Origin of the sequence: Mycobacterium palustre (genome assembly GCF_002101785.1) — a bacterium.
Classification (GTDB): domain Bacteria; phylum Actinomycetota; class Actinomycetes; order Mycobacteriales; family Mycobacteriaceae; genus Mycobacterium; species Mycobacterium palustre.
On record NZ_LQPJ01000139.1, the window covers coordinates 1 to 25,637 of the forward strand.

The window sequence follows — 25,637 nt, forward strand, 5'->3', positions numbered from 1 at the left end:
CGACACGCCACACCCCACCCGGGGGTTCTCCTCACATCAAGCCGACACGCCTGCTACCAACGTCCTGGCCGAGTACAGCTAGGGCAGCGGAATGCCCACATTCCCCAAAGCCCCCGTCTCGAACTGCCACAGCAGCGGGTACAGCGCCACATCGTCCACCAGCGGCAACCCGAATGCGTTGATAAGGCCCGTAACGGGCTGACCGTTGACCGCTTCCTGGATCCCGTCAAGGAACAGGCTGACGTCATAGGACGGGACGTCGATCAGGGCGGCATAGGCGATATCTCCGGTCGCGCGCACAGCGCCGGAGGCGTTCGCGAAGTCACCCGGAAGCGAGTTCAGGTAGTCCGAAATCACTCCCCCGAGTGACCCGGGGTTAGCCGCGACAGCCGAGAAGACCGTCAGCGGATCAGCCGTCCCGGTCGTCACGCCCGCCGTGCCCGTCGAGGCGGGCAGCGACGGGACGGCGGAGCTGAGCGACGCCAGGGTCAGCGGGTGCGGCCCGGTGCCGGTCAGATCGCCGATGAAGTTCTGTACACCCTGCTGGGCGCCGCTGGTTAGTAGCCCGGGAAGCTCCTGGAATGCGCTGAGGGGCGGCAGCAGTCCCGCCGGCGTGGGCACATTGGCCGGCGACGTGGACCAACCGTACAGGGGGTCGCCGTAGCCGAGGTTCACCAGATACCTCAGGTCGGGCTGCAGCAGGTCCGCGATTGCGTTGCCGAAGACCGGAATGCTGCCGCGTATCGGGTCCACCAGCGGCAGGTCGGTGGTGGGAATCATGTAGTAGGTGGTCTGGGTGGCTCCCGACGTGGGCAACTGAATAGCCGAATTGATTTGCGCCAGCGTCATATTCGGATACGAGAAGTGCGTCTGACTCAAAAATGCGTTGAAGTCCGAGAGGATGTCCAGCGGGTACCGGGGAAAGTCGGCCCAGCCGTCGTATTCCGCCGTATAGATAGTGGTCGGGTACGCATTGGAGGGCGTTGCGCCGGCAAAGTTTATTCCCAGGGCTGACAGCTGCAGACCGGCGAAACGTTCGAATATCCCGCCGTTGGGGTTCATCAGATCAGCGGTCAGCACAAAGTGCACCGCAGAACTCGGCACACCCGCCGCCTGCAGTTTCGCCATCTCCAACGACGCGATGACCGCGCTTTGCGAATAACCGAAGACCCCGATGGGTGTCTGGTTCGCGATGGCCTGCTGGAGCGCGCTGTTGAGGATTTCTACGCCCCGCGACACCGAGGTGTTCAGAGTCAGGTCTTGGAGGCCGAACGGAAACATCTGCTCGGGCGTGGTCAGGCCCTGCGGGACGGAGCCTTGCAACCCGGCAGTCGTCTGGATGAACAGCTTGTTTACGGCGTTGATGAAGCTGGTCGCCGGCCCGGGATTACCGCTGCCGCCCATCACCAACGTCGTACCGACCGGGTCCCCCAGCGCGTGAACGGTTGCCCCGAGGGCCGAGCTCTGGGCTGAACCGGCCGGATTGCCGACCAGCGGCCGTCCTAGCAGGAGCTCCGCGGGCACGTTGACCGCGTTCAGGAGGTTTTGCTCCCCCGTCTGTAGCGTGGACATGTTGGCTGCTTCGGCGGCGGAATACGCGCCGACAGCTGCGTTCACGGCTTGCACCAGCTGACGGTGGAACACAGCCGCCTGCGCGTTCAGGCCATGGAATGCATCGCCAAATCTGCCGAACAGGCTGGCGATGGCTACCGACACCTCATCCTCGGCGGCTGGGACCAGTCCGGTGGTGAGTGGTGCCGCTGCGGCGTTGGCCTCGCTGATCGTCGATCCTATATTCGCCAAATCCGTAGCAGCGGCCGTCATCGCCTCCGTGCCCACACTGACGAAAGACAAACGGCACCTCCCCTGCCCGCGGCGGCCGCGAAGTTCGCGCGTCGGCGACCAGATCCGCGCAAGATCTGATCCTAGCCTGCACTCGCGCGGCATCACGCGCTTTAACCAAACACGCAGTCCCTGACCAAGGTTTCTCCTGATGCCTCCGGGTGACCGGCGAGGCCGCCGGGTTCACACGGGGATTCATCCACAAAGCCGGGCCCCCGCCCCGGGGATACGCCCGCGGCGATGCGCGGTTGCCGCACGCGGCCTGATTGGCAGGCATTGGCCTCGCACACTCCGCCGCCATCGGTCGACCCACGTGGCTTGCGATGGCGCGTCGGGCCGACCGGGCCCGGAAGCGGCGATCTGCCAAAAGCGCAGCCGGAGAACAAGTATCGATGACTTCTAGGTGTCGCCGAACTTTAGCTGAAAACAGGCCTTCTCCGGACGTCTATCAACTACGGTTCTCCGACAGGGGACGGGGAATCGCCTTGCTTGGGGAGGGGGGCACGAGATGAACGCGCTTGTCACCACCTTGCGTCGTCCGTTTAAGTCAGCCGACAGCGGCCGCGTCGAATCGTCACTGCAGGACGCTCTGGGGTCGCTCAGCCGGCAGTCGTGCGGCGACTACGTGGTGATCGTCGCCGGCAATCGCCGACCGACGGGTCCGGTGCGACCCAATACGCGGCGTCCACGAGAACGAACGCGACCGCGCGGGTTGCGCCTTTCGTCAGGACGCGCTCCACACTCTCGGCGCCTCGCATAATGCGTAACGTATCGCTCCTGATTACAGTTCCGGTGTATGGGCAGCATGAGTACACCCATGCCCTCGTTGAGGATTTGGAACGCGAAAGCGCCGACTACCTAATCATCGACAATGGCGGCGACTACCCGAAGCTGGGTGGCGAGCGGGTCATCAGGCCAGGAGAAAACCTCGGCTGGGCGGGTGGCAGCGAGATGGGCTTCCGCATCGCCTTTTCAGACGGATATAGCCACGCCATGACGCTGAACAACGACACCCGCGTATCCAAAGGATTCGTTGGCGAACTTCTGAATCCACGTCTTCCCGACGACGCCGGGATTATCGGTCCTCTTTACGACGACCCCTATGGATTTACTGCCATGCGGGCCGACTATGACGGTCCGGCTGCCGACTATATCCCGGTCCCGCGCTACCGCAAACTGTCCGCACTCGACGGCACGGCAATGGTGGTTTCGCGGAAAGCGTGGCGGAGGGTCGGTGGGTTCGATCTGCGATTGTTCGGCCGCTATGGCTGGGGGGCCGACCTTGACCTCAGCTTTCGTATGAGGCGTGCCGGATTTGGGATATATGCGACCGAGATGGCGTTCATCAACCACTTCGGCCGAAAGACCGCCCACGCAGTGTTCGGCCAGAAGCGCTACCACCTCTGCGCCAAGTGGCGTGCGAATTTAGGCATGCGGTATATCTATGGAAAGAAGTGGTTCGAAGAGTTTGCCACCGCACCGGTGGTTGTCGATCTGGCGGAATAGCCTGGGCGCCGGCGGGCTACTTGCCAACCTGAACGACCTTTACGATCGTGCTCCCGCCGGCGATGCCACACATGCATATTGGAGATAGAAGCTATCCGCAAAGTAGCCAAATGTCAGAACCGTCAGCAATATTGCAAGCCGGCTGCGATAGGCGTTAATTCCTTTGATGCGCCGCATGCTGAAGCCCGCTTCCTCGAACAGTCGCACCATGCTCTTTCGCGTGAAGAAACGCAGGTGGGTGCGGTCGAAGATGCCGAAGTCTTCCCGGGGAAAGTCTTTATGGACAACTATCGCGCTCAGCGCCGGCAGGAAACGGATGTTGGGGATCGATGCGACGACGACACCGTGCGGTTTCATCTTCCGCCGAAGTTGTTTCAGGGTGTACACGGGGTCGACGAGATGTTCCAGCACGTCGTTGCAAATAACAACCTCGAAGTAGCCATCGGGCAGCTGTGCAATCTGCGCGTCGGCGTCCCCAACGAGGACCAGATCGAGCACCGTGCTCGCCCGCTTCGCCGCATCGGGGTTGAATTCGATGCCCCAGACCTCGGCGCCGGTGCGCCGCTTGACCGCGGCGCCGAACGCCCCTTGCGCACAGCCGATTTCCAGCACACTTTGCGCGGTCGCAGGCACGAACGGAAGCATCTCCGGACGCGTATGGCAATAGTAAGTCGGGTCGGCCGTCACTGCTGTCGTGCTTTCCATGCCTTGCCGTTCTCCCGATCCATTCCGCATACGGGCCCCAGCGTAGCGGAGCATAGACTTCGACGTGCCCGGTCCCGGATGCCGTGCCCAACTCCCTTGCTCAGGGGAACCATAAAATTAACCTCGTCGTTCATCCAAGCCGCTCGGCCAAGACGAGCATTTGTTTGCCTAGCAGGAGCTGGGCAATGCGGAGTCGCAGATACAGCCGGACAAGAAATCCCCATTGTGGGAGGCGACTTTTCGTTGTGTAAGGCAGGAAGCGCGCGCGACACTCGACGACCCGAAATCCGGCGACTTCGAGCGCCTCGGTCATACCCCGTTCGCTCAGCGGTAACGTGTGGTCGAAGAAGTCCCAAAATGCCCCGCCCACGAGGCGAACGTTCGGCTGCATAATCATTATTCGTCCGCCTGGACGAAGTACCGTGCGAACATTGCCGAGGACATGTAGTAGCGCGTCGGGGCCGCGCAGATGCTCAAAGACGTTACTTGCAAACGCAAGATCGACCGTGCCGGGCTCGATAACCTCAGACAGGCGTTCTAGCGGAAGTCGATACACCTCGACATCCCGTGCGGCAAACCGCGTCGTGTCCGGGTTCAAGTCCACAGCAATCCTGCGCTTGGCTTGAACGTTGTTAATAAAGTCGCAGTAGCCGGCCCCGAGGTCTACTACGCACCCGTTCTGCGGCACATACTCCGAGAAAAACGCGTCGCAAATGATCCGCCACAATTGGGCTTTCGACTCACGTTCTTCATCGTGAAACCGAGCCGCGTACAGCCGGTCCAACTCGGCGTTGAGTTCACCATGCGGTTCAGCCAATCAGATACCCCCTACAACGACACGGAGCCCGCTCATAGCGCGGCGGTTAGTGCGAACACGGGCTTTGGCTACGGTGTTGCATGACAGGCCAGCCGCCGCGCGATCGCAGCCTGTGACACTTCTTCCGCCAGAGCCCAGGGTACCGCTCGAGCGCATCAAGGTGCTGAGCCGGCAGTGGAACGAGAAGTTTTCGTTATGCAAACTAGGGGGCCATCTGCCAAGTGCCACAATCGCGCGTCGCGAAAGCGGTATCGGTCCGCCGTATTTCAACTAGCTGTGGGGAACTGCTGGTCCGACTGTCGATTACGTCGCTACTATCAACGCTGCGAAGCCGCGCCCAATAACACTGTGTTCCACCAGCATTGCGGTACGCGCCCGACGGGATGTCTACGCCCACGATATAAATTCCGTCGTTGTCGATGACGGCCTGGTATCCGCCGAAGCGGTCGAGGACCGTCTTGGGGCCTGGTAACGGCGACGGTGTTTCACCCACCGTTTGAGTGCCCGTGGGATATGCGGTGACGGTTTCTGTGACGGTGACGGTGACGGGTGACGCCGCGATGTGCGTTGCACTCCCGCATGCGGTGATTAGCAGCGCGGGAACCGCCGGCGCAAGGCACTTCATGGGTTAGCACTCTAGACGGGCAGGTAGACACGCGGAGGGTTATCGCCTCAGAAGTGCCAGAAGGCGCAATGATTGGTGCAACACCCGAGTCGTCATCGGGTGTTGCTCATGGTTTGTCGCGGGCGCGGCGCCACGGCGGTTGCACGTGGGCAGCCCGCAGACTCAGAGCGACGCCAGGCACTTTGGAATGCGTACTTTCCAATGCCTGCCCGGCCACCATCCAGGCGCGGCTCAGAGCCCGACTCGCATCTCGTAGAAACGCAGTCGGGCCCTTATCCCGGATGCGTAGATGCCTGCGGTATGGCCTAGCCCGATGCTATGCGTCCGTATCTGCAGGTTCGTGCCGTGGACCCAAGCAGGAGTGGTGATCAGGAAGGGCTCGGCCGCATTACCGCTAATCAGGCGGTAAGTCACGTTGTCGAGCGTGACCGTGGAAGTGAAGAGCGGGTAGACGTCTCCCTGGAAAAGCCGATCGGTGAGGGTCCGATCCAGGTCGATCCCCACAAGGACTGCCATGTCCGGCCCGCTGGGCGCCGGGACCGGCACCATATCGGCGCCGTGCACGGTGACCTCCGACCGCTTGACGAGCGCTCCACAGTGCGGGCCGTTACGGGTAAATAGCGCCCAGCGGTTGTCGATGCCGCTGACGGTGTAGTTGCACAGCAGCGTGCGCGAATACCGGGGGGATTCTTGCGTGGCGAGCCGGCCGTCGATGTCCGTGGCAGGCGATGCCGGCGATAAACGTGACAAAACGAATTGTGGCCCGTTAGCGAGGGATTCACCGTTCAAGCCGTCGAGGGCGGGCGTGTAGGCCGCATATGTCGCGAAGACTGGAGCGGGGTGCCACGCAAGGTCATAAGCCCACGCGGCAGAGCTTTCATTAGGGTCGATATGGACCGATTGCGACCCGATGGTCCGAAGGAAGCGCTCGGGAATGGCATACAGCTCGCGTTGATGTGCCTTGTTTTGTTCAGCGCGACGGTGAACGTCGCCTGGTTGGGCGAGGGTGATCAGGCGGGTGACCCCCTGCACCGGCGCACGAAGATCTGTGGCGGCACGTTGTAGGAGCGCGGGAATCCCGTCGCTGGTGGACACCCAAGCGATGGCCAGCGCCGCAGCCACCGCGAGCACACAGTAACGATTCCCCGTGAGCGGAGTAATGGCCACCACCACGACGATCAGTCCGAGGACAAGGCTGAAGTGCCACGGTTCGAACCGCCCGAACGCACCCTTGAGCGTGATCATCGTGGCGATGCCGACGAGCACCACGAAGCGGCGAGGAATCTCGGGGACGCCACGGATGAACGCGAAGCACAGCGCGCCTACCGAAGCAAAGCTCACTACAACCGCGGGAATGGGATAGGGGGGGACGGGAACTGCCATCGCCTCGCCATAACCTGATGCCAGGGCGAGGGAGGCGCGCAGCCAGGTAGGCAGATCCCCAAGGTGTTGACCAGCTAGGAGCCACCAGACGGGGATGGATGCCGCAAACGCGGTCACCGTTGCGCAATGTCGCCAAATGTTTTTCCAGCCAACCAATGCCGACATAGCGAGCGCGATGGCCAGGATGGCGGGCCCGGTGTTGAGCTTTACCAGCATCTGGAATCCCGCGACGACACCCAACATGGTGCACGTAGCGAACACCATCGAAGGCTTGGCGGGGCATCGCAGGAACGGCAAACTGGCCCAGACAAGTGCCGCGAGAACGGTCAATTCCGGGTACATCACGCCCAAAGTGCCGCCGGCTGCGAAACCTACACCAGCAAGGATCGCAGTGGTGAGGCCGGTCGTCACGAACGCGCCGACGAGCGACGTCGTCGGAGAGTGACGCCCGCGAAGTACCACGGCGACCCCGAGGAACAGCGCGGCGACGATGGCCACTTGGTAGAGGGTGGCGAGGACAGACTGCGAATAACAGTAAAAGGCGCTGTTCTGGAGGAACCCTAAAGGTCCGAAAGTGAAAATTATGTCGCGACCCCAAGCGAGGTGGTGGATCCGGGCAAGTGCCAGTCCCGCCTGCCACGACGGATCGAGTCCGACGGCCGCATCGATGTGTCCTTGAAAGCCAACAAAGATTGCGACGACGACTGCGGTAACTGCAAGTTGCCAGCGAGCAAAGCCCCATGTTGACGCCGACCACCAAGTTCGTAAATGCCGCGGCATCCGGGCAGATAACGCCACAGCTCCGATCGCCCCCATACCCGGAAAGTACCAAGCGATTCGAAATCGGTAGCGCTTTTGGCCCGACTGTGCCGGCGGAGCCATACGGTGGCAGGCCGAAGGCTGGCGTAAACGGCTGCGGCACCGGGGTTCTTCACTGCCGAGCGGTCGGTATCCATCACAACCCGGGCTGACGCCGACCGGTGCCCGTGCGCATAATCGCCTGGCTCCGTTCAGTTCACCGGTTCGGGCCCGAAGCGATCTTCAGGGGAGTATGTTGGCCGCCTATGGACCTCTCGCCGTCTCGTCGAGGCGGTTGTGCAAGCGCAGCGGATGCGCGGAAGAAGCTGCGCTACGCCGTCGTGTCGGTGGTCTTCGTGCCGATCGGCCAAGTCCTCGTGCAAGCGTTTGGCCTGTGGTTCAACGACTACACCGTCGCCTCGCTCTTGCAGGCCGCAATCATCGCAGTGCCCAACTTCTATGCCAACCGGCGTTTCGTCTGGCGGGTGACGTCCCGCGAAAACCTACGTTTTCAAGTGCTTGTCTTTTGGCTCGCGTTGATGTTGGGCGTCGCGCTGGCAACGCTTTTCACGAGCCTCGTCGAGTGTGCCATGGCAGATCGCGCAATGGTTTACCGAGGCGCAGCCGTCTTCCTGGCGCAGTTGCTAGGTCTCGGTATTGTCTGGGTCGGCCGCTTCGTCATGCTAGATAAATGGCTCTTCCGTCGCACCCATAAGGCCCCGGATGACGATCACCGGCTGATTCGGGGAGCCGGGATGGACGCAGTTGGCTCTCTCGAAGAGAACAACTCGCGGCTTTTCACACTTTTCTTGGCGGGTCCCAAGTCTGCGACCCAATTTGCGGGTGGCGCTGCAAGCCCCGCCGCAGAAAGCTAAGCACACCAACGCCTTGAGGTTGGCGCCATTCCTCCACACGCCATCAACGCCTTTCGCCCCGGGGCCCTCCGTCTGCAGCGGCGGCGAAGAACAGACCGACCCCCAGCGCCAGCATTGCGGGGCCGCTCCCGAGTAAGAGGCGAATCGCACCGGCGGTGACACCCGCGGCCCTCCCCTTGAGCAACATCCGGTTGCGGCCCACGGCATTATCAGCGTCCGGCGGCCGCATTCCGGGGGGCAGGATCGCTCTGACGGCGGGATCCCGGAGAATTCCGGCCAGCCGTTGCGGGTTCGGGTAGAACAGGTTAGCCATGCGGCCACTCGCGCCTTTGGTTTTGAGATGGTCGACGTTTCCCGTGGCCACGTAGGCCTGGACGTTGACCATCTGTTGGTATGCCGACTTGCTCCAATCGGTCGCTCCCAGCGCGGTCACGTAGTAGCCCAGGATTCCAATGGCTGCCGCGACGGCGAACACCCATGTCACAGCGCCACGGCTCGCATACCGGCCGAACCTCGTGTCGCGCGCACTGTCGGCGAATGTGTACACCGCCACGAGCGCCACCGGATACAAGAGCAGGACGATGTCCATATAGCGCGGTGCGATAAGGATTCCACGTGCGTAGGCGACCACGCCGAGTTGGATCACGATCCACAACGGGATCCCGATCACCACCCAGGCGCGGTCGCTGATCCCCGGGTGCCTGGCCATCGTGTGGCGACAGAACCACGCTACGGGGATCAGCCCCGCGACGGTCATGGCGCCGAACACGCTCAGCCCCTGGACAAACGTCCACAAAGTGGACTTCGGATGCGCACCCGACGCTTGCCGGACGACCATCGCCAAACCGATCGCCGCCATCGCGGCGACGGCGGCCAACTCCAGGCAGGACCGCTTTCTGGCCTTCGTTGCCAGCTGCAGGCTCACCAGCCCGGCCGCGGCGAAAATGGTTGTCGCGCCGGTCCCGAACGACCAGTAACTGGCGACCGCCGCCGCCAATCCGCCGAGCCAACGCAACGAAAACGGGCGAGCGGCGGCGAAGGCAACCAGAGCTGCTACGCCGAAGAGCAGTGTGAAGTACACCTGAGACTGAAATCCCCACAGCGTGTTCTCGTAGCCGATGGGAAACACAAACAGAAGCGCGGCGAAACATGCCAGGAGCATTTTGCGTTGCGGCGCAACGAGGGGCATCAGCAGCGCCGTGACCAAGGTGACCAGCGCGGTGAGGGTGATCGCACCCAAGACCATCTCGAGGCGGGTGTTCCACTCGCCGGCCAGCTCGAGATGCAGCAGCGAGAACACCCGAGAAACAAAGATGCGGTGCTCGTTGTGAGGGGCGAAGAGGGCGCCAGCAGACAATGTCCCCTTCAGATACGGCGAATATAGAGCGTCGGCCTCGGCGTCCCACTGATCGAGCAGGGGCACCGGGGAACCGAGCGCCGAAATGACGATTAGCTTGGCGCCGAAGACGCTCAATGCCACGGCCGCCAGCAGTGTGCGTAGGCCGTTCCGCCTTGGCGGTGTGCCCGGCGCCGCGTTGTCTGGCACCGCCAGAGTGCCCGCATCCGCAGCGGGACCGGCCGGTCCGAGGCTGACGGGTGGATCGTCCGAGGTCAATTCGCCGTGTTCACTCATCGGCTCCATGTCTCCCATTGGCCCAATTCACTTCAGCGACGGGGCCTTCGGCGCCCTGGCCTCGAAATGTTGCCTTTGTACCGCCGCGAGAGGCGCAGCACCCCCAGCGATGCCAGCCCGCCGCCCGCCCAGCGCACCGCCGGGCGGCGCATGGCCAGCCCATACCAATGCAGGTAGGCAGGCAACCAACCGCCCAGATCGAACTTGCTGGTCCCGGCGGTTCGGTCGTCCCAGCTGCTGGGGACTTCGTCGACCCGGTAGCCAAGCAAATGCGCCTTCGTGGTCAGTTCCAGACCCACCTCGAACCCCCGCGAACTCTGCACCGGAACGTCATCGAGGAACCGCCGGCTGTAGGCGCGGAAGTTTGTGGTGGCGTCGTGGGTGGGTACGCGGCCGACGTAGTGCAGGCTCAGCCCGGCGGTCCGCGACATCAGCGTCTTCAATCGAGGGCCACCGCGCTGGGTACCCCCGGGCATATACCGCGACCCGCTCACCACATCTGCACCCTCGTCACGAATCTTGGCCGCCATCAATGGAATTACCGAAGGTGGGTCCGACAGATCGGCCATGGTGGTGACTATGACGTCGCCCTGCGCAGCCGCGAATCCGGCGACCAGCGCATTGGCCACACCCTTCCCTAGCGAGTTGCGAACCAGCCGCACGGTGGCCGGCTTGTCGGGCATCGCGGCGAGCGCCGGCAGCGTGGTGTCCTCGTCGAAGTCGTAACACACCAGCAGCTCATGCGCGGTGTCCTTCAGCGCTTCGGTGAGCCTCCTGACGCAGGCTTGGATGTTTTCGCCCTCGTTGTAGACGGGGATGACCACGCTCACCAACCGTCCAGCGTCCTCGGACGGACGTCCCGGCTTGCGGGCGCGAATCACGAACTGCTTCCCTAGGATTCGCCACGTCGCCTTGGAGCGCAGGTACCAACGCACCAGGATCGGAGCCTGCGGCAAGCGCGAAGACGACGTGTAGGGCAGGAAGCGGTCGTAGCTGTCCGAGACTTCGAGCCCGCACGACTCGAGCAGCTCGATCAATGAGCGGTCGCTGATCGGCACGGTGTGGTCCCAGAAGTCCCAATACTTGCCGGGGACGAAGCGGATATTGGGCCCCATGGCGATGAAGTGCCCGCCCGGCTTGAGCACCCTGTGGACCTCAGCGACCGTGCGCTCCACTTCGGCCTTGCCGTCCAGATGCTCCAAAAGGTTGCTGGTGAAGACCACGTCGACTGAGCCATCCCCGAGGAAGCCGAGATCGTCGGCGCGGCCGTGATGAAACTCGGTCCCAGGGCGCAGCATGCCGGCGCAGTCGGGGTTCAAATCCACGCCGATGCGCCGGGCGGCCACGACGTGGTTAAGGAACTCGCCATAACCACAGCCGAGGTCGACCACCGTGTCGCTCCGCTTGATCCACGCTTGGAAGAAGTCGCGAACTATTGCCGCCCAGATGGCCGACCGCGACTCACGGGCGTGGCCGAAGCGATTGCGGTAGAGCTGTTGCAGGTGGGGCTTACCCGCGCTGTCCATGGCGTCCTGGCGGCGGGAAGCGGCGCACCTTAGATCGTCCCGGCCTCAACGGCGTTCACGACCCAGGGGATGACCTCGTCCAGCATCGAATCGAGGGAAGTCTTGGCCTCGAAGCCGAGAACCTCGGACGCCTTGTGAACGTCCGGTGAGCGCAGCTGCACATCGTGTTCGAACGGCGGATCGCTTTCGTAGCGGAACGGCGCATCGGGCCGCATCTTTTTCCAGATCACTTCCGCGAGCTCCAAGACGGTGGTGGCCTCGGGCGTCGAAAGGTTGAAGTCCCCGTTGACCGCGGCCGGATGCTCCATGCAGATACGGATGCCGCGCGCCAGGTCGCCGCCGTAGGTGTAGTGCCGCACCTGAGTGCCGTCACCGAGGATGTGCAACGGATCCTGGCCCTTGGCCACCTTCTGGATGAGGTCGGGAACCACGTGACTCATGGCGAGTTTGACGTTGCCACTGGGTATTTCACGACCACCCAGCGCACGTTGCTCGCCGGTGCCCACACAGTTGAACGGGCGGATGATCGTGTACGGGAGACCGTACTGCTCGTAGGCGCCGTGCGCGAAATACTCACAGGCCAGCTTCTGAAATCCGTAAGTGCTTGTCGGAGGCGGGCATTCGGTGATGTGCTTCTCCGGCGTCGGGAAGACGGTAGCGTTCTCGAACACCATCGACGAACTGATCACGTTGATCTTCTTCAGCCAGCCCTTGCGATATCCGTAGATGGCCGTGTCGAAATGCGCAGCCGCGATGCGTTCGTTTTCGGCGAGCAAGTCGTAGGCATACTCGTGGAAGTAGGTGATGCCGCCGATGCGGGCCGCGCTGGCCACCATCTGGTCGCAACCCTCGACCAGGCGAAACATCAGGTCGACGTCTTTGACGTCGCCCTCGACGAACTGGTAGCGCGGATGGTCGTCGTAACTCTTCTTGACCCTGCCGTACTTCGAGTAGTTGTCGATACCGACGACCTCGTGGCCCGCCCGAAGCAGTTCCTCGACAACGTAGCCGTTGATGAAACCTGCGCTGCCGGTGACTAATACCCTCACCGGGCCGTTGCCCCCGCGCTCACCTTCGTCGGCACCGGCGCCTCGTTCACAGCGGTGTCGTCATCCCGGCTGACCTCCAGGCAACTCCAGACGTCCTCGACGATCTTGTCTGGCGGGATCCGCAGGCCGCGGTAGATGGAGTGCGGCGCGCCTACGACCAGCACGTCGGAGCGGCCCAAAACGACGTCCAGGGGGTAATAGTCCGGGCCGTCCAGGAACGGGTCGTGCAGGATCACGGTTTTTGCCTCCAGCATCAGCAGGTGCCGAAGCTTGAAGCTGAGCGAGTCGCGCGTGTCATCGCAATCGGCCTTGAACGTCATGCCCAGGAGACCAACGGTCTTGTCGCGCAGATCAACTCGCCGTTTGAGCATGTTGACGATGAACTGGGGCTGCCCCTCGTTGATCAGCATCGCCGCGTGCCCCAGCATGAAGTTGTTGTTACTGAAGCCGGCGAGCTGCATGGTGTCTTTGAGCAGGCACGGGCCCGCCGCCAGCCCCGCTCGGGGAAGGCTGTCGACCCGCGGGTTCTTGTAGGTGGCCGCGTGGTGAACGCGGTCGAAGTCGAGCCCGGCGTCGCGGCTGAGCAGATAGAACTGGTTGGCGACGGCGAACTGGATGTAGCGGTAGGCATTGCAGAACAGCTTGGCCAACTCTGCCTCTTGCGGCTCGACCTCGATGATCTCGCTGGCAGTCCGGGAGAAAAGTTCGCGAACGATTCGCCGGCCCTCGGCGTCGAATCCGCTGATGATCTGCGGAATTGTCCTCAGCTCGCGGATCGAGTGGCCCTGCGCGATGCGTTCGGGGCAGAAGGTGACGTGAACACCTATCCCCCGTTCCTGGAACATGTCGTGGACACGCTGGCTCAGGCCCGGGTAGACGGTGCTCCTGAGCACGAGCGTTTGCCCGTCGCGGAAGTACGGGCTGATTTCGTCGATGATGCGGAAAAAGGTGTGCGCCTGGGGCGTCAGGTATTCGTCCACCGGCGTCCCGACGACGCAAATCACGATGTCGGAATTCCTGACCGCCCACGAATCGGTGGTGGCCGAGATGCGCCCAGTCGGCAGTAGCCGCTGGAGTAGCTCCTGGGCTCCGTCCTCGACGAAGGGCATCCGGCCGGCCATGATGGTTTTCAACGCGCTCGCGTTCGTATCCAGGATGTCGACATGGAAACCCTCGTCGGCTAAAACGAGCGCCAGCGGCAGGCCCACGTGGCCGGCACCGCCAATGATGCAGATTTGGTTATCGGGTTGACCTACCATGCCAAACGTCCCCCTCCGGCCCCCCTGCCTCAAACCCGGCCCAAGGGTTGAACGACGACAAGGGCAGACGAGTGTGTGGTTGATTCCGTATCGGAGCGTACGAAATCCGCAGTTCAGATATGGGCGTTTTCAGCAAAGTCCGCAAATCCGAATCGGCGTCGCGGCCGGGCGCTGACCGGTCCCCTGCTGACTATTGCGCGAGCGCGCGGTCGACCAGCGCCGCGATCGCCGGGCTCAACAGCCGGGAGTACTCCAGCGTCAGGTGACCGGCGTCGACGTAGACCATGGTGTTGCCGACGATGACCGGGCAGCGGGTCTTGATGCAGAACAGTTCGGTGAGGTCGGCGTATTGCCCGCCGGCGGCTTTGACGGCGGCGGACTCGGCCGCCATGCCGGTTCGGTTGAACGCGGTGGACATGGTCGGCGCGCACGCCGTCGCGTCGTCGAGGTGATCGGACAGGCAGTTCGGCACCGCGGCGTCCAGATGCGGGAGCGGCCCGAGCACCAGCACGTTGGCGCCGGTCCCGCGCAGCTGCCGGACGAGGCGGCCCAGGCCGTCGATCCACGCGGGGTCGTAGGAGGTGAAACCCGACAGGAAACCGTTGCTGTGGCTGGCCAGGTAGCCCCGGAACACGCTCACCACCACCACGCGCGGGTGTTCGGCGCGCAGCCGGTCCATGATCTGGCCGCGCCATTGCTCACAATGTTCGAAGGCTTCCACCAGCCGGCTGAACAGGCGGGTGGTGACGGGCAGGTCCATCATGGGACAGGCCGCCTTGGCCATGGTTTCCATTCGCCAGGGGCGCTCCGTGCCGATCTGCTGGAACGCCGGGATCCACATCGACGCGTGCGAGTCTCCGACCATGGCCACCGTCGTCTTCGAGGCGGCATCGCCCGTCACGCACTCCGGCTGGCCGCTTTCGAAGGGCAGTCGCAGGCAGCCGTCGAACTGCATCTTGGGAATCTCGCCTGCCGCACCGGCCAGCGACGGGGCCAGGTTCGATGGCACGTCGTTTCGGTCCGCCGACGACGCTACCGCCGCCTGCACCTGCGCGAACACGTTCTGCATGGCCGCGTTGTAGGCGGCGACGTCGGTCCCGGTCGGCGCGGCGGGGGGTTTGATCGTTGGCGCGGCGGCCGGCGCGCCGCGCCCGACCGGAATGGGCATCGGTATCGAGGACACCCACATCAGCAGCGCCACCCCCACGCAGGCCGCCGCCGAGGTGGCCAGACCGCCCACCGCCAGGCTCTTGCCGGGAGACTTGCGCAGCGCGGCGGCGTATCGCAACGGGTTCTCGATGAACCGCAGCGTGAGCCATCCCAGCCCACCGGAGACGACGACGGCCGCGACGAACTTACCCACCAGCCCGAGCGGGTGGCCCAGCAAAATCGGCGCAAAGACCAGCACCGGCCAGTGCCACAGATACCAGGAGTAGGACAACCGTCCGATCGCCCGCATCGGCGACCATCCCAGGAGGCGCCCGGCACCCTGCGACGCCGCTGCGCAGCCGGCGCCGAGCAGCAGCGCCGTGCCCACGACGGGCAACAGCGCGGCGACGCCCGGATAGGGGATGTCCGGGGTGTAAAAAATGCAGGCCACCAGGACCATGGCCAGCCCGACCCAGCCCGTGACCACCGCGGCTCGCACCGGGAGTCGGCGCCAGTAGTCCGCCGTGAGCGCCACCAGGGCGCCGGCGGCCAACTGCCACGCCCTGGTGAACAGCGAAAAGTACGCCGCGAGCGGCATCACGTACGTGACCAGCAGCGACAGCGCCAACGACACAACCGTGATGAGCGTGACGAGGGCTACGAACGGGCTTCGCGGTGGCGGCGCAGCGCTCCTCGACCGCCGACGCAAACGTCGCACTAACCACGCCGTGCCGACGATCATGGGCGGCCACAACAGATAGAACTGTTCCTCCACCCCCAGGGTCCAGTAGTGCTGGAACGGCGAGGGCACGCCGCCGGCGAAGTAGTCGACCTGCTGGACGATGAACCAGAAGTTGGGGACGTACAACGCGCACGCGATGGCGTCCTTCAGCGCGCTTTGAGCCTGCACCACGGGCAGCAGGAAGGCCGCGATGATCGCGGTGACGACGCCGACCGTGGCCGAAACCGGCAGCAGTCGGCGCGACCGCGCCCCGTAAAACTGGCGCAGCCCGACCGTCCCGGTGGTGCTCACCTGGCGCCACAGCTGACCGGTGATCACGAAGCCGGAGATTTCGAAGAAGATGTCCGGCCCGACGAAGCCGCCGCTCACCCCCGGCATAGAGATGTGCCAGCCGACGATGGCCAGCAGCGTGAAGCCGCGCAAGCCCTCGATGTCGTTGCGGAACCCGCTCTGCGCCGTGCGCTTCTCCTGCGCTCCCGGGGCGGGAAGAACGCTGACAGCGGGGCTGACGCTGTCGGACCGGGACTCAATCACCCGCTGATCCTAGGTGGACGCCGGACGGCCGTGTCACCGAATCGCCAGATTGTGGCGGGTGGTGGCCCGGGCGGCGCCGAGCTGACCGCCGGCCGCATACACTACGAAGCGTTCACCGGGGCCAGCCGAGAAATTCGCTACGGCGATCCACGAATAGAGGGCCGCGCGATAGCCGTGCACTACCTGATGACCGGGCACACCGGGTTCAAGGGACCGTGGCTCGCGCTGCTCCTGCTGAGCCGCGGGCACCGGGTATCCGGACTGGCGTTAGACCCCGCCGACGGTAGCCTGTTCAATCGCGCGGGTGTCGCCGACCTGCTCGTCTCCGACTTCCGGGTGGATATCCGCGATGCGGAGGCCACGGCGGCGGCCGTGTCGGCCGCGGCTCCCGACGTGGTGGTGCACATGGCCGCCCAGTCGTTGGTCCGCGAGTCCTACCGCAACCCGCGCTACACCTACGAGACCAACGCGATGGGCACGCTCAACGTGCTCGAGGCCGTCGCGGCCACCCCGTCGGTGCGCGCGCACGTCGTCATCACCACCGACAAGGTCTACCGCAACGTCGACCAGGAGGCCGGCTACGTCGAAACCGACCCGCTCGGCGGCGACGATCCCTACAGCGCGTCGAAGGCGATGGCCGACCTGCTGACCCAGTCGTGGATTCGAAGCTTCCCCGGCCCCGCCACGGCAATCGCACGCGGCGGCAACGTAATTGGCGGCGGCGACGTCAGCCGCGATCGGCTGTTGCCCGACCTGATCGCCGCCTACGCGAGCGGCCGGGCGCCGCGGTTGCGGTTCCCGCGCGCGGTGCGGCCGTGGCAGCACGTCCTCGACTGCCTCAACGGCTACCTCACCCTCGTTGATGCGCTGCTGGCCGGTGAAGGCTTGGGCGAGTGGAACTTTGGGCCCGGGCGCGACAGCTTCGTCGAGGTTGGCGAGGTCGCCTCGCTCGCCGCCGAGCTGTGGGGCGGCGGCGCGCGGTGGGAGCTGGACAGCGGGAACCACCCGCACGAGGCGAACCTGCTCGCCCTCGATGCCTCCAAGGCGCAGCGCGAACTCGGCTGGCGCAACCGGCTCGGCTTCCGTGGCGCCCTGGCCTGGACGATCGACTGGGAACGGCGCGTGCACGCGGGCGAGGACCCGCTCGGGGTCACCCAGGAGCAGATCGCCGCCTTCGAGACCCTCGGCTGAAGACCGCCGCCTCGGCTCAGCCGGCGACCGCCCCCGGCTCGGAGAACGGCGCCCCGAACTCGGTGATCGGCTGCAGGCCCCGCTTGCGCACCTTGGCGGCGGCCTGCCGGATCAGCTTGTAGATCCCGACGAACGCGGCGTGATCGGTGAGCGAGAACGGGGTCAGCAGCCGGTTGTGCACCAGCGCGAACGCGACCCCCTCGGCGGGGTTGGCCCACCCGACCGAGCCTCCCAGCCCGACATGACCGAAGCCCGGCATCACGTCACCGAAGGGCAGGCTGTGGTAGCCGAGGTGAAAAGCCAACGGCACGAACAGGTTTCGGTCCGGACGCAGGCTGCGCCGACCGGTCAGGCCGGCGACCAGCTCGCGGGACAAAAATCGGGCGCCGTCGATCTCGCCGCCGTTGGCGATCGCCCCATACATGCGCGCCAGCGCGCGGGCCGTCGCCACGCCGTTGGCCGCCGGAATCTCGGCGTCCAGCAACGGGATCTCTCCCTGCACGGCGGCGACGACGCCCGGGAAGTACATCGACCGCCAGCCGCCGGACAACTCGTTGGCGACCTTGCGCGTCACGTAGTTGACGACCGAATTGTTGATGATGCTCTGCGGCATGATGATCTGCGCGACCCGCGTCGGCGACTCGGCCGGGGGGCGGCCCAGGTGCATGCCGTCGGTGCCCAGCGGCTCGGCGAGCTCCTCGCGGATCAGCGCGCGCATCCCCTTGCCGGTGACGGCCCGCGCGAGCCCGGACAGCAGCCAGCCGAACGTCAGCGCGTGATACGCGGGCTTGCCGAGCAGCCGGCCCGGCGGCGCGGCGGCGAGCCGCTCCTCCATGACCACGTGGTCCAGGAGGTCCTCCTGGGTGGCGCCCCGCAGGCCCGACAGGCCGGCGGTGTGCCGCATCACCTGGCGCACCGTGAGGTCGGCCTTGCCGTTGGCGGCGAACTCCGGCCAGTACCGCGCGACGGGCGCCTCGTAGTCGATCAGCCCCCGGTCGGCCAGCCGGTGAATGACCGTGGCGGCCATGCCCTTGGTCGCCGAGAACACCATCGGCGCGGTGTCGGCCGACCACGGCACGTGACCGCCCCGGTCCGACCAGCCGGTCCACACGTCGACGGCCGGCTGGCCGTCGACGTACACGGCCAGCGCGCCGCCGCCGAACCGGCGGGCGGGGAACATGGCGGAGAAACTGCGAACGGCGCACGCGAAATGTGGATCCGCCGCACCGAACACGCGATGGCCGGCGCCGGGGCCATCGTGTCGTGGGATCGCGCGGCGATCGATCCCGGACTCCATTGTCACGCTAACTAATTTACTTGGACTTCATACCTTCCGTAGGGCAACACCCGATTTAGTTACCTTTCCGTTAAAAGGTGCGGGCCGTTGGTGGCCTGTTGATTGGGGTGGGCCGCGGCGGGGGGACACCGCTACGCTTCTGTCCATGGAACCCGAGGACCTCGAGTCGCGCGTCAGCGCCCTCGAGCACCAGGTGCTAGACCTGGCCGGGCGAGTACGGGCGAGCGAGCAAGACGCCGCGGCCGCTCGGGTGCTGGCCGGGGCGGCCGACCGCGACGTCAGCGAATTTCGGAGCGATCTGCGCAAATTTCGACAAGCCACGGCGGCAAGTTTCAACGCCCTTAGGGACGACTTTGTTGACCTGCGGTCGGACTTTGGCACGCTGCGAGCGGAGTTCGGCACCCTCCAGGAGCACGTCGACCGGGGCTTTACCGAGATGCGTGGCAGATTCGACGCCGCGGCCGCCGGACAACAGCAGATCGTCGATCTCCTGCAGACGATCGTCGCGGACCAAGGGGCCTGAATCCGCCGGCTGACTAAGGCCTAGCTCAGGGCGGCCCCGGCGATGCGGCCTGCAGGATTTGCTGGGCCGCCAGCGCGGGGGTGAGCTCCCCCGCCTTGACCTGCCGTTCCACCTCGGCGCGCATCTTGCGCACCGCCGGGCTGGACAGCACCCGGTCCACAACGGTGTCACGCACCAGCTGCCAGGTCCAGTCCACCTGCTGGGCGCGGCGGCGCTGCTCGAACTCCCCGGCCTCGGTGAGCACCTCGCGATGGCGTTCGATGGTGTCCCACAGCTCGACCAGGCCGGTTCCCTCGATCGCGCTCATGGTCAAAACTGGTGGGCGCCAAAGGGTTTCGCGGGGATGTATCAACCTGATCGCGGTGGACAGCTCCCGGGCGGCCGACCGCGCCTCGGCCAGGTGGTCGCCGTCGGCCTTGTTGACGACCACGATGTCGGCGAGCTCCAAGGCTCCCTTCTTGATGCCTTGCAGCTGATCGCCGCTGCGCGCCAGGGTCAGCAGCACGAAGGTGTCCACCATGTTGGCCACGGCCACCTCGGACTGCCCCACGCCGACGGTCTCGACCACGATCACGTCGAACCCAGCGGCCTCGAGGAGCACGATGCTCTCCCGGGTGGCCTTTGCCACCCCGCCGAGGGTGCCCGACGTCGGCGAGGGCCGGATGTAGGCGTCGGGGTGCATCGACAGGCGCGCCATCCGGGTCTTGTCGCCCAGGATCGAGCCACCGGTCCGCGTCGACGACGGGTCGACGGCCAGCACCGCCACCCGGTGGCCCCGCTCGATCAGGTGCATGCCCAGCGACTCGATGCTGGTGGACTTGCCCACCCCGGGCACCCCGGTGATGCCGACCCGATGCGCGTTGCCCGAGTCCGGCATCAGCTCGAGCAGCAGCTGCTGGGCCTTCTTTTGGTGGTCGGCGCGGGTCGACTCCAGCAGCGTGATGGCGCGCGGCAGGGCCGCGCGGTCGCCGCCCCGCACGGCCTTGGCCAGTTCCTCGACCGAGCCGGCCTTCTGGGGATTCATGAGCGGAACGCCGCGGCGCGATTCGAGGCGGATTTTCGCACTGGCGCTACGCTCGCGACACAGATCGACGTCACTGGCCCAGGTCGTAGCCCAGCCGCTCGGCGAGCTTGTGCAACAAGCCGATCGCGGCGTCGGCGATCACCGTCCCGGGCGGGAAGATGGCGGCGGCCCCGGCGGCGTAGAGCTCGTCGAAGTCGCCGGGCGGGATGACGCCGCCCACCACGATCATGATGTCGGGCCGGCCCACCTCGGCCAGCGCGTCCCGCAGCGCGGGCACCAGCGTCAGGTGCCCGGCGGCCAGCGACGACACCCCGATGACGTGCACGTCGTTGTCGGCGGCCTGGCGGGCCACCTCGTCGGGCGTGGAGAACAGCGACCCGACGTCGACGTCGAACCCGATGTCGGCGAACGCCGTCGCGATCACCTTCTGCCCGCGGTCGTGGCCGTCCTGACCCATCTTGGCCACCAGGATCCGCGGCCGGCGGCCGTCGGCCTCGGCGAACTTCTCGACCAATTCGGTGGCGCTGGCGATGTTGGTGGCCTTTCCGGCTTCGTGACGGTAGACCCCGGCGATGGTACGGATCTCGGCCTGGTGGCGGCCATACACCTTCTCCAGCGCGTCGGAGATCTCCCCGACGGTGGCTTTGGCCCGGGCCGCGTCGATGGCCAGCGCCAGCAGGTTGTTACCCAACCCGTCGTCCCCGGCGCGGCCCTGGGCGGCGGCCGCGCGGGACAGCTCGGCCAGGGCGGCGTCGACGGCCGCCTGGTCCCGGTTGGCCCGCAGCTCTTGCAGTTTGGCCAGCTGCTCGGCGCGCACCCGGCTGTTTTCCACCTTGAGGACCTCGATCTCCTGGTCCTCGTCGACCTGGTACTTGTTGACCCCGATCACCGGCTGCTGGCCCGAGTCGATGCGGGCCTGGGTGCGCGCGGCGGCCTCCTCGATGCGCAGCTTGGGGATGCCGTCGTCGATGGCCTGCGCCATGCCGCCGTGCTCGGCGATCTCGGCCATGTGCGCGCGGGCCTGCTGGGCGAGCCGGTGGGTCAGCCACTCCACGTAATACGAGCCGCCCCACGGGTCGATCGGCCGGGTGGTGCCCGACTCCTGCGCCAGCAGCAGCTGGGTGTTGCGCGCGATCCGGGCCGAGAAGTCGGTGGGCAGCGCCAGCGCCTCGTCCAGGGCGTTGGTGTGCAGCGACTGGGTGTGGCCCTGGGTGGCGGCCATCGCCTCGATGCAGGTGCGCGCGACGTTGTTGAAGGCGTCCTGGGCGGTCAACGACCAGCCCGAGGTCTGCGAATGTGTGCGCAGCGACAGGGATTTGGGGTTCTTGGCCCCGAACCCGGCCACCACCTCGCTCCACAGCAGCCGGCCGGCCCGCAGCTTGGCGACCTCCATGAAGAAGTTCATCCCGATGCCCCAGAAGAACGACAGCCGGGGCGCGAACTTGTCGATGTCCAGCCCGGCGTCCAGACCGGCCTTGATGTAGTCGACGCCGTCGGCCAGCGTGTAGGCCAACTCCAAATCCGCTGTGGCGCCAGCCTCTTGGATGTGGTAGCCCGAGATCGAGATGGAGTTGAACTTGGGCATCTTGGCGCTGGTGTAGGCGAAGATGTCGGAGATGATGCGCATCGACGGCTTGGGCGGATAGATGTAGGTGTTGCGCACCATGAACTCTTTGAGGATGTCGTTCTGGATGGTGCCGGCCAGCTTCTCCGGCGGCACCCCCTGCTCCTCGGCGGCCACCACGTACAGCGCCAGGATCGGCAGCACGGCGCCGTTCATCGTCATCGACACGCTCACCGCCGACAGGTCGATGCCGTCGAACAGCTGGCGCATGTCGAGGATGGAATCGATTGCCACGCCGGCCATTCCGACGTCACCCTGCACGCGCGGATGGTCGGAGTCGTAGCCGCGGTGGGTGGCCAGGTCGAAGGCCACCGACAGGCCCTTCTGCCCGGCGGCCAGGTTGCGCCGGTAGAACGCGTTGGAGTCCGCGGCCGTCGAGAACCCGGCGTACTGGCGAATCGTCCAGGGCTGGTTGACATACATCGTCGGGTAGGGCCCCCGCACGAACGGCGGCTCACCGGGGAAGCTGTTCAGCGGGTAACCGTTGGCCGCCGCGGCGGCACGGTCGGCCGCGATGTAGACCGGTTTGACATCGATGCCTTCCGGGGTGTGCCAGTGCAGTTGCTCGGGCGCGTACCCGTGCGCCGAGGCGGCCGCGGTGACGCGTTGCGCCACGGCGGCCTCAATCGGCCGGGTCACCTCGCGATCGCCGTGCAACGGGATGTCGGCGAAACTACCGACTACAGGTTTCATCATCGTCATGGCGCCTACGCTCCCAACAGGGTAAGCAGATCCGACAAGGCTTGCACCGCATTGATTTTCGCGGTCAGATACTCGTCCGGCCGGTGTTGGGCATCGCCCAGCGCCTTCTCGGGGCCGGCCAGATAGACCCTCGACACGCCGGCGCCGCGGGCCGCCTCGACCACGGCCGAGGCCTCGTCGGCGTAGCGCTTGTCGGTGCCGCAGATGACCGCGGCGGGAACCGAACCGGCCCCGGCGACGACGGCGGCGACCCCGGAGGCGTCGAGCGAACCGGGGTTGACCGCCTCGATGCCGCCCGAGGCCAGCAGGTTGGCCGCGAACGTCGCCCGGACGTTGTGCTCGGCCAGCGGGCCCAGCGGCAACAGCAGCGCCTTGGGCCGCGAGCCGGTGCGCGCCAGGAAGGCGTCCGAGCGGTCGCGCAGCGCCTCGAACTCCGCGGCGTAGCGGCGCGCCGCCACCACCGAATCCCCTTGCTGCTCCGCCTGTTCGAGAGGCGGTTCCTCGAGGTTGGGGTATTCGTTGACGCCGGTGATCGCGGTGCGCCGGTGCGCGATGTCGTCGGCGCGTCGCGCGGCGACGTCGGCGATCCGCTCGGCGACGAAGCCGCACGCGTCGGCGAGGCCGCCCCGCGCCTCGATCGCCTGGAACTGCTGCCAAGCCTGCTGGGCAAGCCGCTCGGTGAGGTCCTCGACGAACCACGAGCCGCCGGCCGGGTCCAACACCTGCCCGACGTGTGACTCCTCCAGGAGCAGCAGCTGCGTGTTGCGGGCGATGCGCCGCGCGAAGCCGCGTCCCACGCCGGGAAAGCCGCCCGGGATCGCCACGTCGAACGGCAGCACCAGCACGGTGTCGGCCCCGCCGACGCCGGCGGCGAACGCGGCCACCGTCGTGCGCAGCATGTTCACCCAGGGGTCGCGCTGGGTCATCATCGGCAGCGACGTCTCCGCGTGCACGACGGCCGCGCCGCCCTCGGGGTCGCCGGCCACCTCGGCGACCCGCGCCCACAGCCGGCGCGCGGCGCGCACCTTGGCGATGGTCATGAACTGGTCGTCGTCGGCGGCCAACCGGAAGCTGATCTGCCGCAACGCGTTTGCGACCGGCAGCCCGGCGTCGGCGAGCGCCCGCAGGTAGGACACCGCCGCCGCGATGCCGGCGGCCAGCTCCCAGGTGGCGTTGGCACCCAGGTTGTGGAAGGCGGGCCCGTCGACGGTGATCGCCCGCACACCGGGCGTGCCGGCCGCGCGCGTCGCGGCCGCGACCACCTGCTCCATCGACGCGGCGGCCCGCCCGCTCAGCGTGGCGGTCAGCGGGTCTGCCCCGAGGTCGATCGACAGCTTGCTCTTGTCCGCGACCTGATCCACCAGCGCCAGCAGGGCATCACCGGCCTCGGCGTAGTCGGCGCCCGCGTCGAGGAGCACCGGCACCAGGTCCAGGTAGACCCCCGACAACAGCTGGGCGAGCTCGCCGGCCGCCACCCCGGATTCGCCCACCCGGATCCGCAGCGCGCTCACCCCGTCGGCGAGGGCGGCGAGCACCGCGGCGTTGCCGCTGCGATCGGGGTCGCCGCCCGGGACGGGGAACGCCTCGGCGACCTTCCATCCCGCGTTGACGTCGCGCAGCGCGTCGGCGCCGCGCACGTAGGGCCACTCGCCGGGCAGCGGCGGTTCGGGCAGCTCGTCGAGCGCGGTGTAGAGCGCGCGGACCGCGATCCCGTCGTAGGTGGGGGTGTCCAGCAGCCGCTCGGGCTCGTCGCCCAGCTCGCCCGGGTCCTTGCCCGTGCTCTTGGACAGCACGCCGGCGACCGCCGTGCGCCAACGCCCGCGAACCTCTTCCAGGTCGGCGAGTTCGGGTACGTCAATGGACACCGATTGCTCCCTTTTTCCCAGCTGATTGGTGGGCTGCTCCGGGTACTGCCACTTGCTAACGAGGCTAATTGATGGGGCCTCTCCGCAAAAAATTGCCGGCGGCGCCGATCCGGCCGGCTCCCCGGTGAAACGCCAGCGTCGGTAAACGGGGCATTCATCTGGGACCCGTAACCTTGACAGCCGTGACGGATCCCGCCACCAGCAAAATCACCGAGCGGCTGCGCGACCTTGGCGGCGCGCTGCGCGCGGCGGCGCGTCGGCTGACCGGCCCGCGGGCCCTGGCCGCAGTGGCCGGTATCACATCGCTGATCGCGGCGGCGACGTGGCTTCCCCTGCCCAGCCCGGTGCAGCTGCGGGACTGGGCCGAGTCGGTGGGCCCGTGGTTCCCGTTGGCGTTTCTGGGCGCGCACGTCATGGTCACGGTGCTACCGGTGCCCCGCACGGCGTTCACCCTGGCCGCCGGGCTGTTGTTCGGCCCGGCGTTGGGCGTGCTGATCGCGGTGGTCGCCAGCAGCACGAGCGCGGTGCTCGCGCTGCTGCTGGTGCGCGCGGCCGGCTGGCGGCTGACCCGCCTGGTGCGCCACGAATCGATCGAGACGGTGAACGAGCGCCTGCAACAGCGGGGCTGGGCGGCCGTGTTGTCGCTGCGGTTGATCCCCGCGGTGCCGTTTTCGGCGATCAACTATGCCGCCGGCGCGTCGGCCGTGCGGCTGCTGCCATACACGCTGGCCACGGTGGCCGGCCTGGTGCCGGGCACCGCGGCGGTCGTCGTCCTCGGCGACGCGATCGCCGGTCATCCCAGCCCCCGCCTGGCGCTGGTGTTGCTGTGCACCGGCGCTGTGGGGCTGGCGGGGCTGATCGTCGAGGTCCGCCACTTCCGGCGCCGGCACCGCAAGACGGCGACGGGCCCCGTGTCCGTCCTCGCCGGCTGAAGCGAACCCGAAGATCTGAGCGCTCGCCCGCCGCCT

General features: G+C 66.2%; 19 protein-coding genes. 5 read left to right on the plus strand and 14 right to left on the minus strand.

Going from position 1 to position 25,637, the window contains the following annotated elements:
• Window positions 1-78: 78 nt before the first annotated feature.
• On the minus strand, window positions 79-1,854 hold the full coding sequence (locus AWC19_RS24520) for a PE family protein (protein ID WP_158090937.1): 1,776 nt from the start codon (window positions 1,852-1,854) through the stop codon (window positions 79-81).
• 747 nt (window positions 1,855-2,601) lie between these two features.
• On the opposite strand from AWC19_RS24520, the gene AWC19_RS24525 reads away from it, so the two are divergent.
• Window positions 2,602-3,348, plus strand: a complete 747-nt coding sequence (locus tag AWC19_RS24525; RefSeq protein ID WP_085080700.1) for a glycosyltransferase family protein — start codon at window positions 2,602-2,604, stop codon at window positions 3,346-3,348.
• A gap of 39 nt (window positions 3,349-3,387) precedes the next feature.
• Here the strand turns inward: AWC19_RS24525 and AWC19_RS24530 are convergent, their stop codons facing one another.
• From AWC19_RS24530 to AWC19_RS24545, 4 genes are all read right to left on the minus strand, one after another.
• Complete coding sequence (locus AWC19_RS24530) at window positions 3,388-4,053, minus strand: class I SAM-dependent methyltransferase (RefSeq protein WP_142281396.1); 666 nt, start codon at window positions 4,051-4,053, stop codon at window positions 3,388-3,390.
• A 130-nt stretch (window positions 4,054-4,183) separates the two neighbouring features.
• Window positions 4,184-4,870 (minus strand): class I SAM-dependent methyltransferase, encoded by a 687-nt coding sequence (locus AWC19_RS24535; protein ID WP_085080702.1) that lies wholly within the window; start codon window positions 4,868-4,870, stop codon window positions 4,184-4,186.
• A gap of 202 nt (window positions 4,871-5,072) precedes the next feature.
• A complete protein-coding gene (locus AWC19_RS31735; protein WP_085080703.1) occupies window positions 5,073-5,495 on the minus strand; it encodes an Rv1352/Rv1906c domain-containing protein in 423 nt (140 codons plus the stop codon).
• Window positions 5,496-5,726: 231 nt separating this feature from the next.
• On the minus strand, window positions 5,727-7,694 hold the full coding sequence (locus AWC19_RS24545) for a hypothetical protein (RefSeq protein WP_085080704.1): 1,968 nt from the start codon (window positions 7,692-7,694) through the stop codon (window positions 5,727-5,729).
• Between the two features lie 248 nt (window positions 7,695-7,942).
• Here AWC19_RS24545 and AWC19_RS24550 point away from each other — a divergent pair, with 248 nt between their 5' ends.
• Window positions 7,943-8,551, plus strand: coding sequence for a GtrA family protein (locus tag AWC19_RS24550; protein ID WP_245849301.1), 609 nt, complete (start codon window positions 7,943-7,945; stop codon window positions 8,549-8,551).
• Between the two features lie 43 nt (window positions 8,552-8,594).
• Here the strand turns inward: AWC19_RS24550 and AWC19_RS24555 are convergent, their stop codons facing one another.
• The 5 genes from AWC19_RS24555 to AWC19_RS24575 all read right to left on the minus strand — a co-directional run bounded on the left by AWC19_RS24555 (window position 8,595) and on the right by AWC19_RS24575 (window position 16,443).
• On the minus strand, window positions 8,595-10,184 hold the full coding sequence (locus AWC19_RS24555; protein ID WP_142281397.1) for a hypothetical protein: 1,590 nt from the start codon (window positions 10,182-10,184) through the stop codon (window positions 8,595-8,597).
• Between the two features lie 32 nt (window positions 10,185-10,216).
• Window positions 10,217-11,710, minus strand: a complete 1,494-nt coding sequence (locus AWC19_RS24560) for a glycosyltransferase (RefSeq protein WP_085080706.1) — start codon at window positions 11,708-11,710, stop codon at window positions 10,217-10,219.
• Window positions 11,711-11,739: 29 nt separating this feature from the next.
• The gene (locus tag AWC19_RS24565; protein ID WP_085080707.1) at window positions 11,740-12,759 is read right to left on the minus strand and encodes an NAD-dependent epimerase/dehydratase family protein; all 1,020 of its coding nucleotides are present in this window, start codon (window positions 12,757-12,759) and stop codon (window positions 11,740-11,742) included.
• Window positions 12,756-14,018, minus strand: a complete 1,263-nt coding sequence (locus tag AWC19_RS24570; RefSeq protein WP_085080708.1) for a nucleotide sugar dehydrogenase — start codon at window positions 14,016-14,018, stop codon at window positions 12,756-12,758. Before AWC19_RS24570 ends, AWC19_RS24565 begins: the two co-directional genes overlap by 4 nt.
• 190 nt (window positions 14,019-14,208) lie before the next feature.
• A complete protein-coding gene (locus AWC19_RS24575) occupies window positions 14,209-16,443 on the minus strand; it encodes an acyltransferase family protein (protein WP_085080709.1) in 2,235 nt (744 codons plus the stop codon).
• 30 nt (window positions 16,444-16,473) lie between these two features.
• Here AWC19_RS24575 and rfbG point away from each other — a divergent pair, with 30 nt between their 5' ends.
• Window positions 16,474-17,634, plus strand: coding sequence for a CDP-glucose 4,6-dehydratase (gene rfbG / locus AWC19_RS24580; protein WP_245849304.1), 1,161 nt, complete (start codon window positions 16,474-16,476; stop codon window positions 17,632-17,634).
• A gap of 16 nt (window positions 17,635-17,650) precedes the next feature.
• Here the strand turns inward: rfbG and lipL are convergent, their stop codons facing one another.
• The gene (gene lipL / locus AWC19_RS24585) at window positions 17,651-18,931 is read right to left on the minus strand and encodes an esterase/beta-lactamase LipL (protein WP_276042635.1); all 1,281 of its coding nucleotides are present in this window, start codon (window positions 18,929-18,931) and stop codon (window positions 17,651-17,653) included.
• 145 nt (window positions 18,932-19,076) lie between these two features.
• Between lipL and AWC19_RS24590 the strand changes: the two genes are divergently transcribed.
• Entirely contained in the window at window positions 19,077-19,454 is a 378-nt protein-coding gene (locus tag AWC19_RS24590) for a hypothetical protein (protein ID WP_085080711.1), read from the plus strand.
• 25 nt (window positions 19,455-19,479) lie between these two features.
• Here AWC19_RS24590 and meaB read toward each other — a convergent pair whose 3' ends face one another.
• The 3 genes from meaB to mutA form a co-directional block, all read right to left on the minus strand.
• A complete protein-coding gene (gene meaB, locus AWC19_RS24595; RefSeq protein ID WP_085080712.1) occupies window positions 19,480-20,478 on the minus strand; it encodes a methylmalonyl Co-A mutase-associated GTPase MeaB in 999 nt (332 codons plus the stop codon).
• A 70-nt stretch (window positions 20,479-20,548) separates the two neighbouring features.
• Entirely contained in the window at window positions 20,549-22,804 is a 2,256-nt protein-coding gene (scpA, locus tag AWC19_RS24600) for a methylmalonyl-CoA mutase (protein ID WP_085080713.1), read from the minus strand.
• A 5-nt stretch (window positions 22,805-22,809) separates the two neighbouring features.
• The gene (gene mutA, locus AWC19_RS24605) at window positions 22,810-24,669 is read right to left on the minus strand and encodes a methylmalonyl-CoA mutase small subunit (RefSeq protein ID WP_085080714.1); all 1,860 of its coding nucleotides are present in this window, start codon (window positions 24,667-24,669) and stop codon (window positions 22,810-22,812) included.
• A gap of 182 nt (window positions 24,670-24,851) precedes the next feature.
• On the opposite strand from mutA, the gene AWC19_RS24610 reads away from it, so the two are divergent.
• On the plus strand, window positions 24,852-25,601 hold the full coding sequence (locus tag AWC19_RS24610; protein ID WP_085080715.1) for a TVP38/TMEM64 family protein: 750 nt from the start codon (window positions 24,852-24,854) through the stop codon (window positions 25,599-25,601).
• Window positions 25,602-25,637: the final 36 nt, after the last annotated feature.

Bases quoted from the DNA above. Each gene is read 5' to 3' on its own strand.
- AWC19_RS24525 (WP_085080700.1), top strand. From the start codon at position 2,602: ATGCGTAACGTATCGCTCCTGATTACAGTTCCGGTGTATGGGCAGCAT.
- AWC19_RS24530 (WP_142281396.1), bottom strand. From the start codon at position 4,053: ATGGAAAGCACGACAGCAGTGACGGCCGACCCGACTTACTATTGCCAT.
- AWC19_RS31735 (WP_085080703.1), bottom strand. From the start codon at position 5,495: ATGAAGTGCCTTGCGCCGGCGGTTCCCGCGCTGCTAATCACCGCATGC.
- AWC19_RS24545 (WP_085080704.1), bottom strand. From the start codon at position 7,694: ATGGGGGCGATCGGAGCTGTGGCGTTATCTGCCCGGATGCCGCGGCAT.
- AWC19_RS24550 (WP_245849301.1), top strand. From the start codon at position 7,943: ATGGACCTCTCGCCGTCTCGTCGAGGCGGTTGTGCAAGCGCAGCGGAT.
- AWC19_RS24555 (WP_142281397.1), bottom strand. From the start codon at position 10,184: ATGAGTGAACACGGCGAATTGACCTCGGACGATCCACCCGTCAGCCTC.
- AWC19_RS24560 (WP_085080706.1), bottom strand. From the start codon at position 11,710: ATGGACAGCGCGGGTAAGCCCCACCTGCAACAGCTCTACCGCAATCGC.
- AWC19_RS24570 (WP_085080708.1), bottom strand. From the start codon at position 14,018: ATGGTAGGTCAACCCGATAACCAAATCTGCATCATTGGCGGTGCCGGC.
- lipL (WP_276042635.1), bottom strand. From the start codon at position 18,931: ATGGAGTCCGGGATCGATCGCCGCGCGATCCCACGACACGATGGCCCC.
- AWC19_RS24590 (WP_085080711.1), top strand. From the start codon at position 19,077: ATGGAACCCGAGGACCTCGAGTCGCGCGTCAGCGCCCTCGAGCACCAG.
- meaB (WP_085080712.1), bottom strand. From the start codon at position 20,478: ATGAATCCCCAGAAGGCCGGCTCGGTCGAGGAACTGGCCAAGGCCGTG.
- scpA (WP_085080713.1), bottom strand. From the start codon at position 22,804: ATGACGATGATGAAACCTGTAGTCGGTAGTTTCGCCGACATCCCGTTG.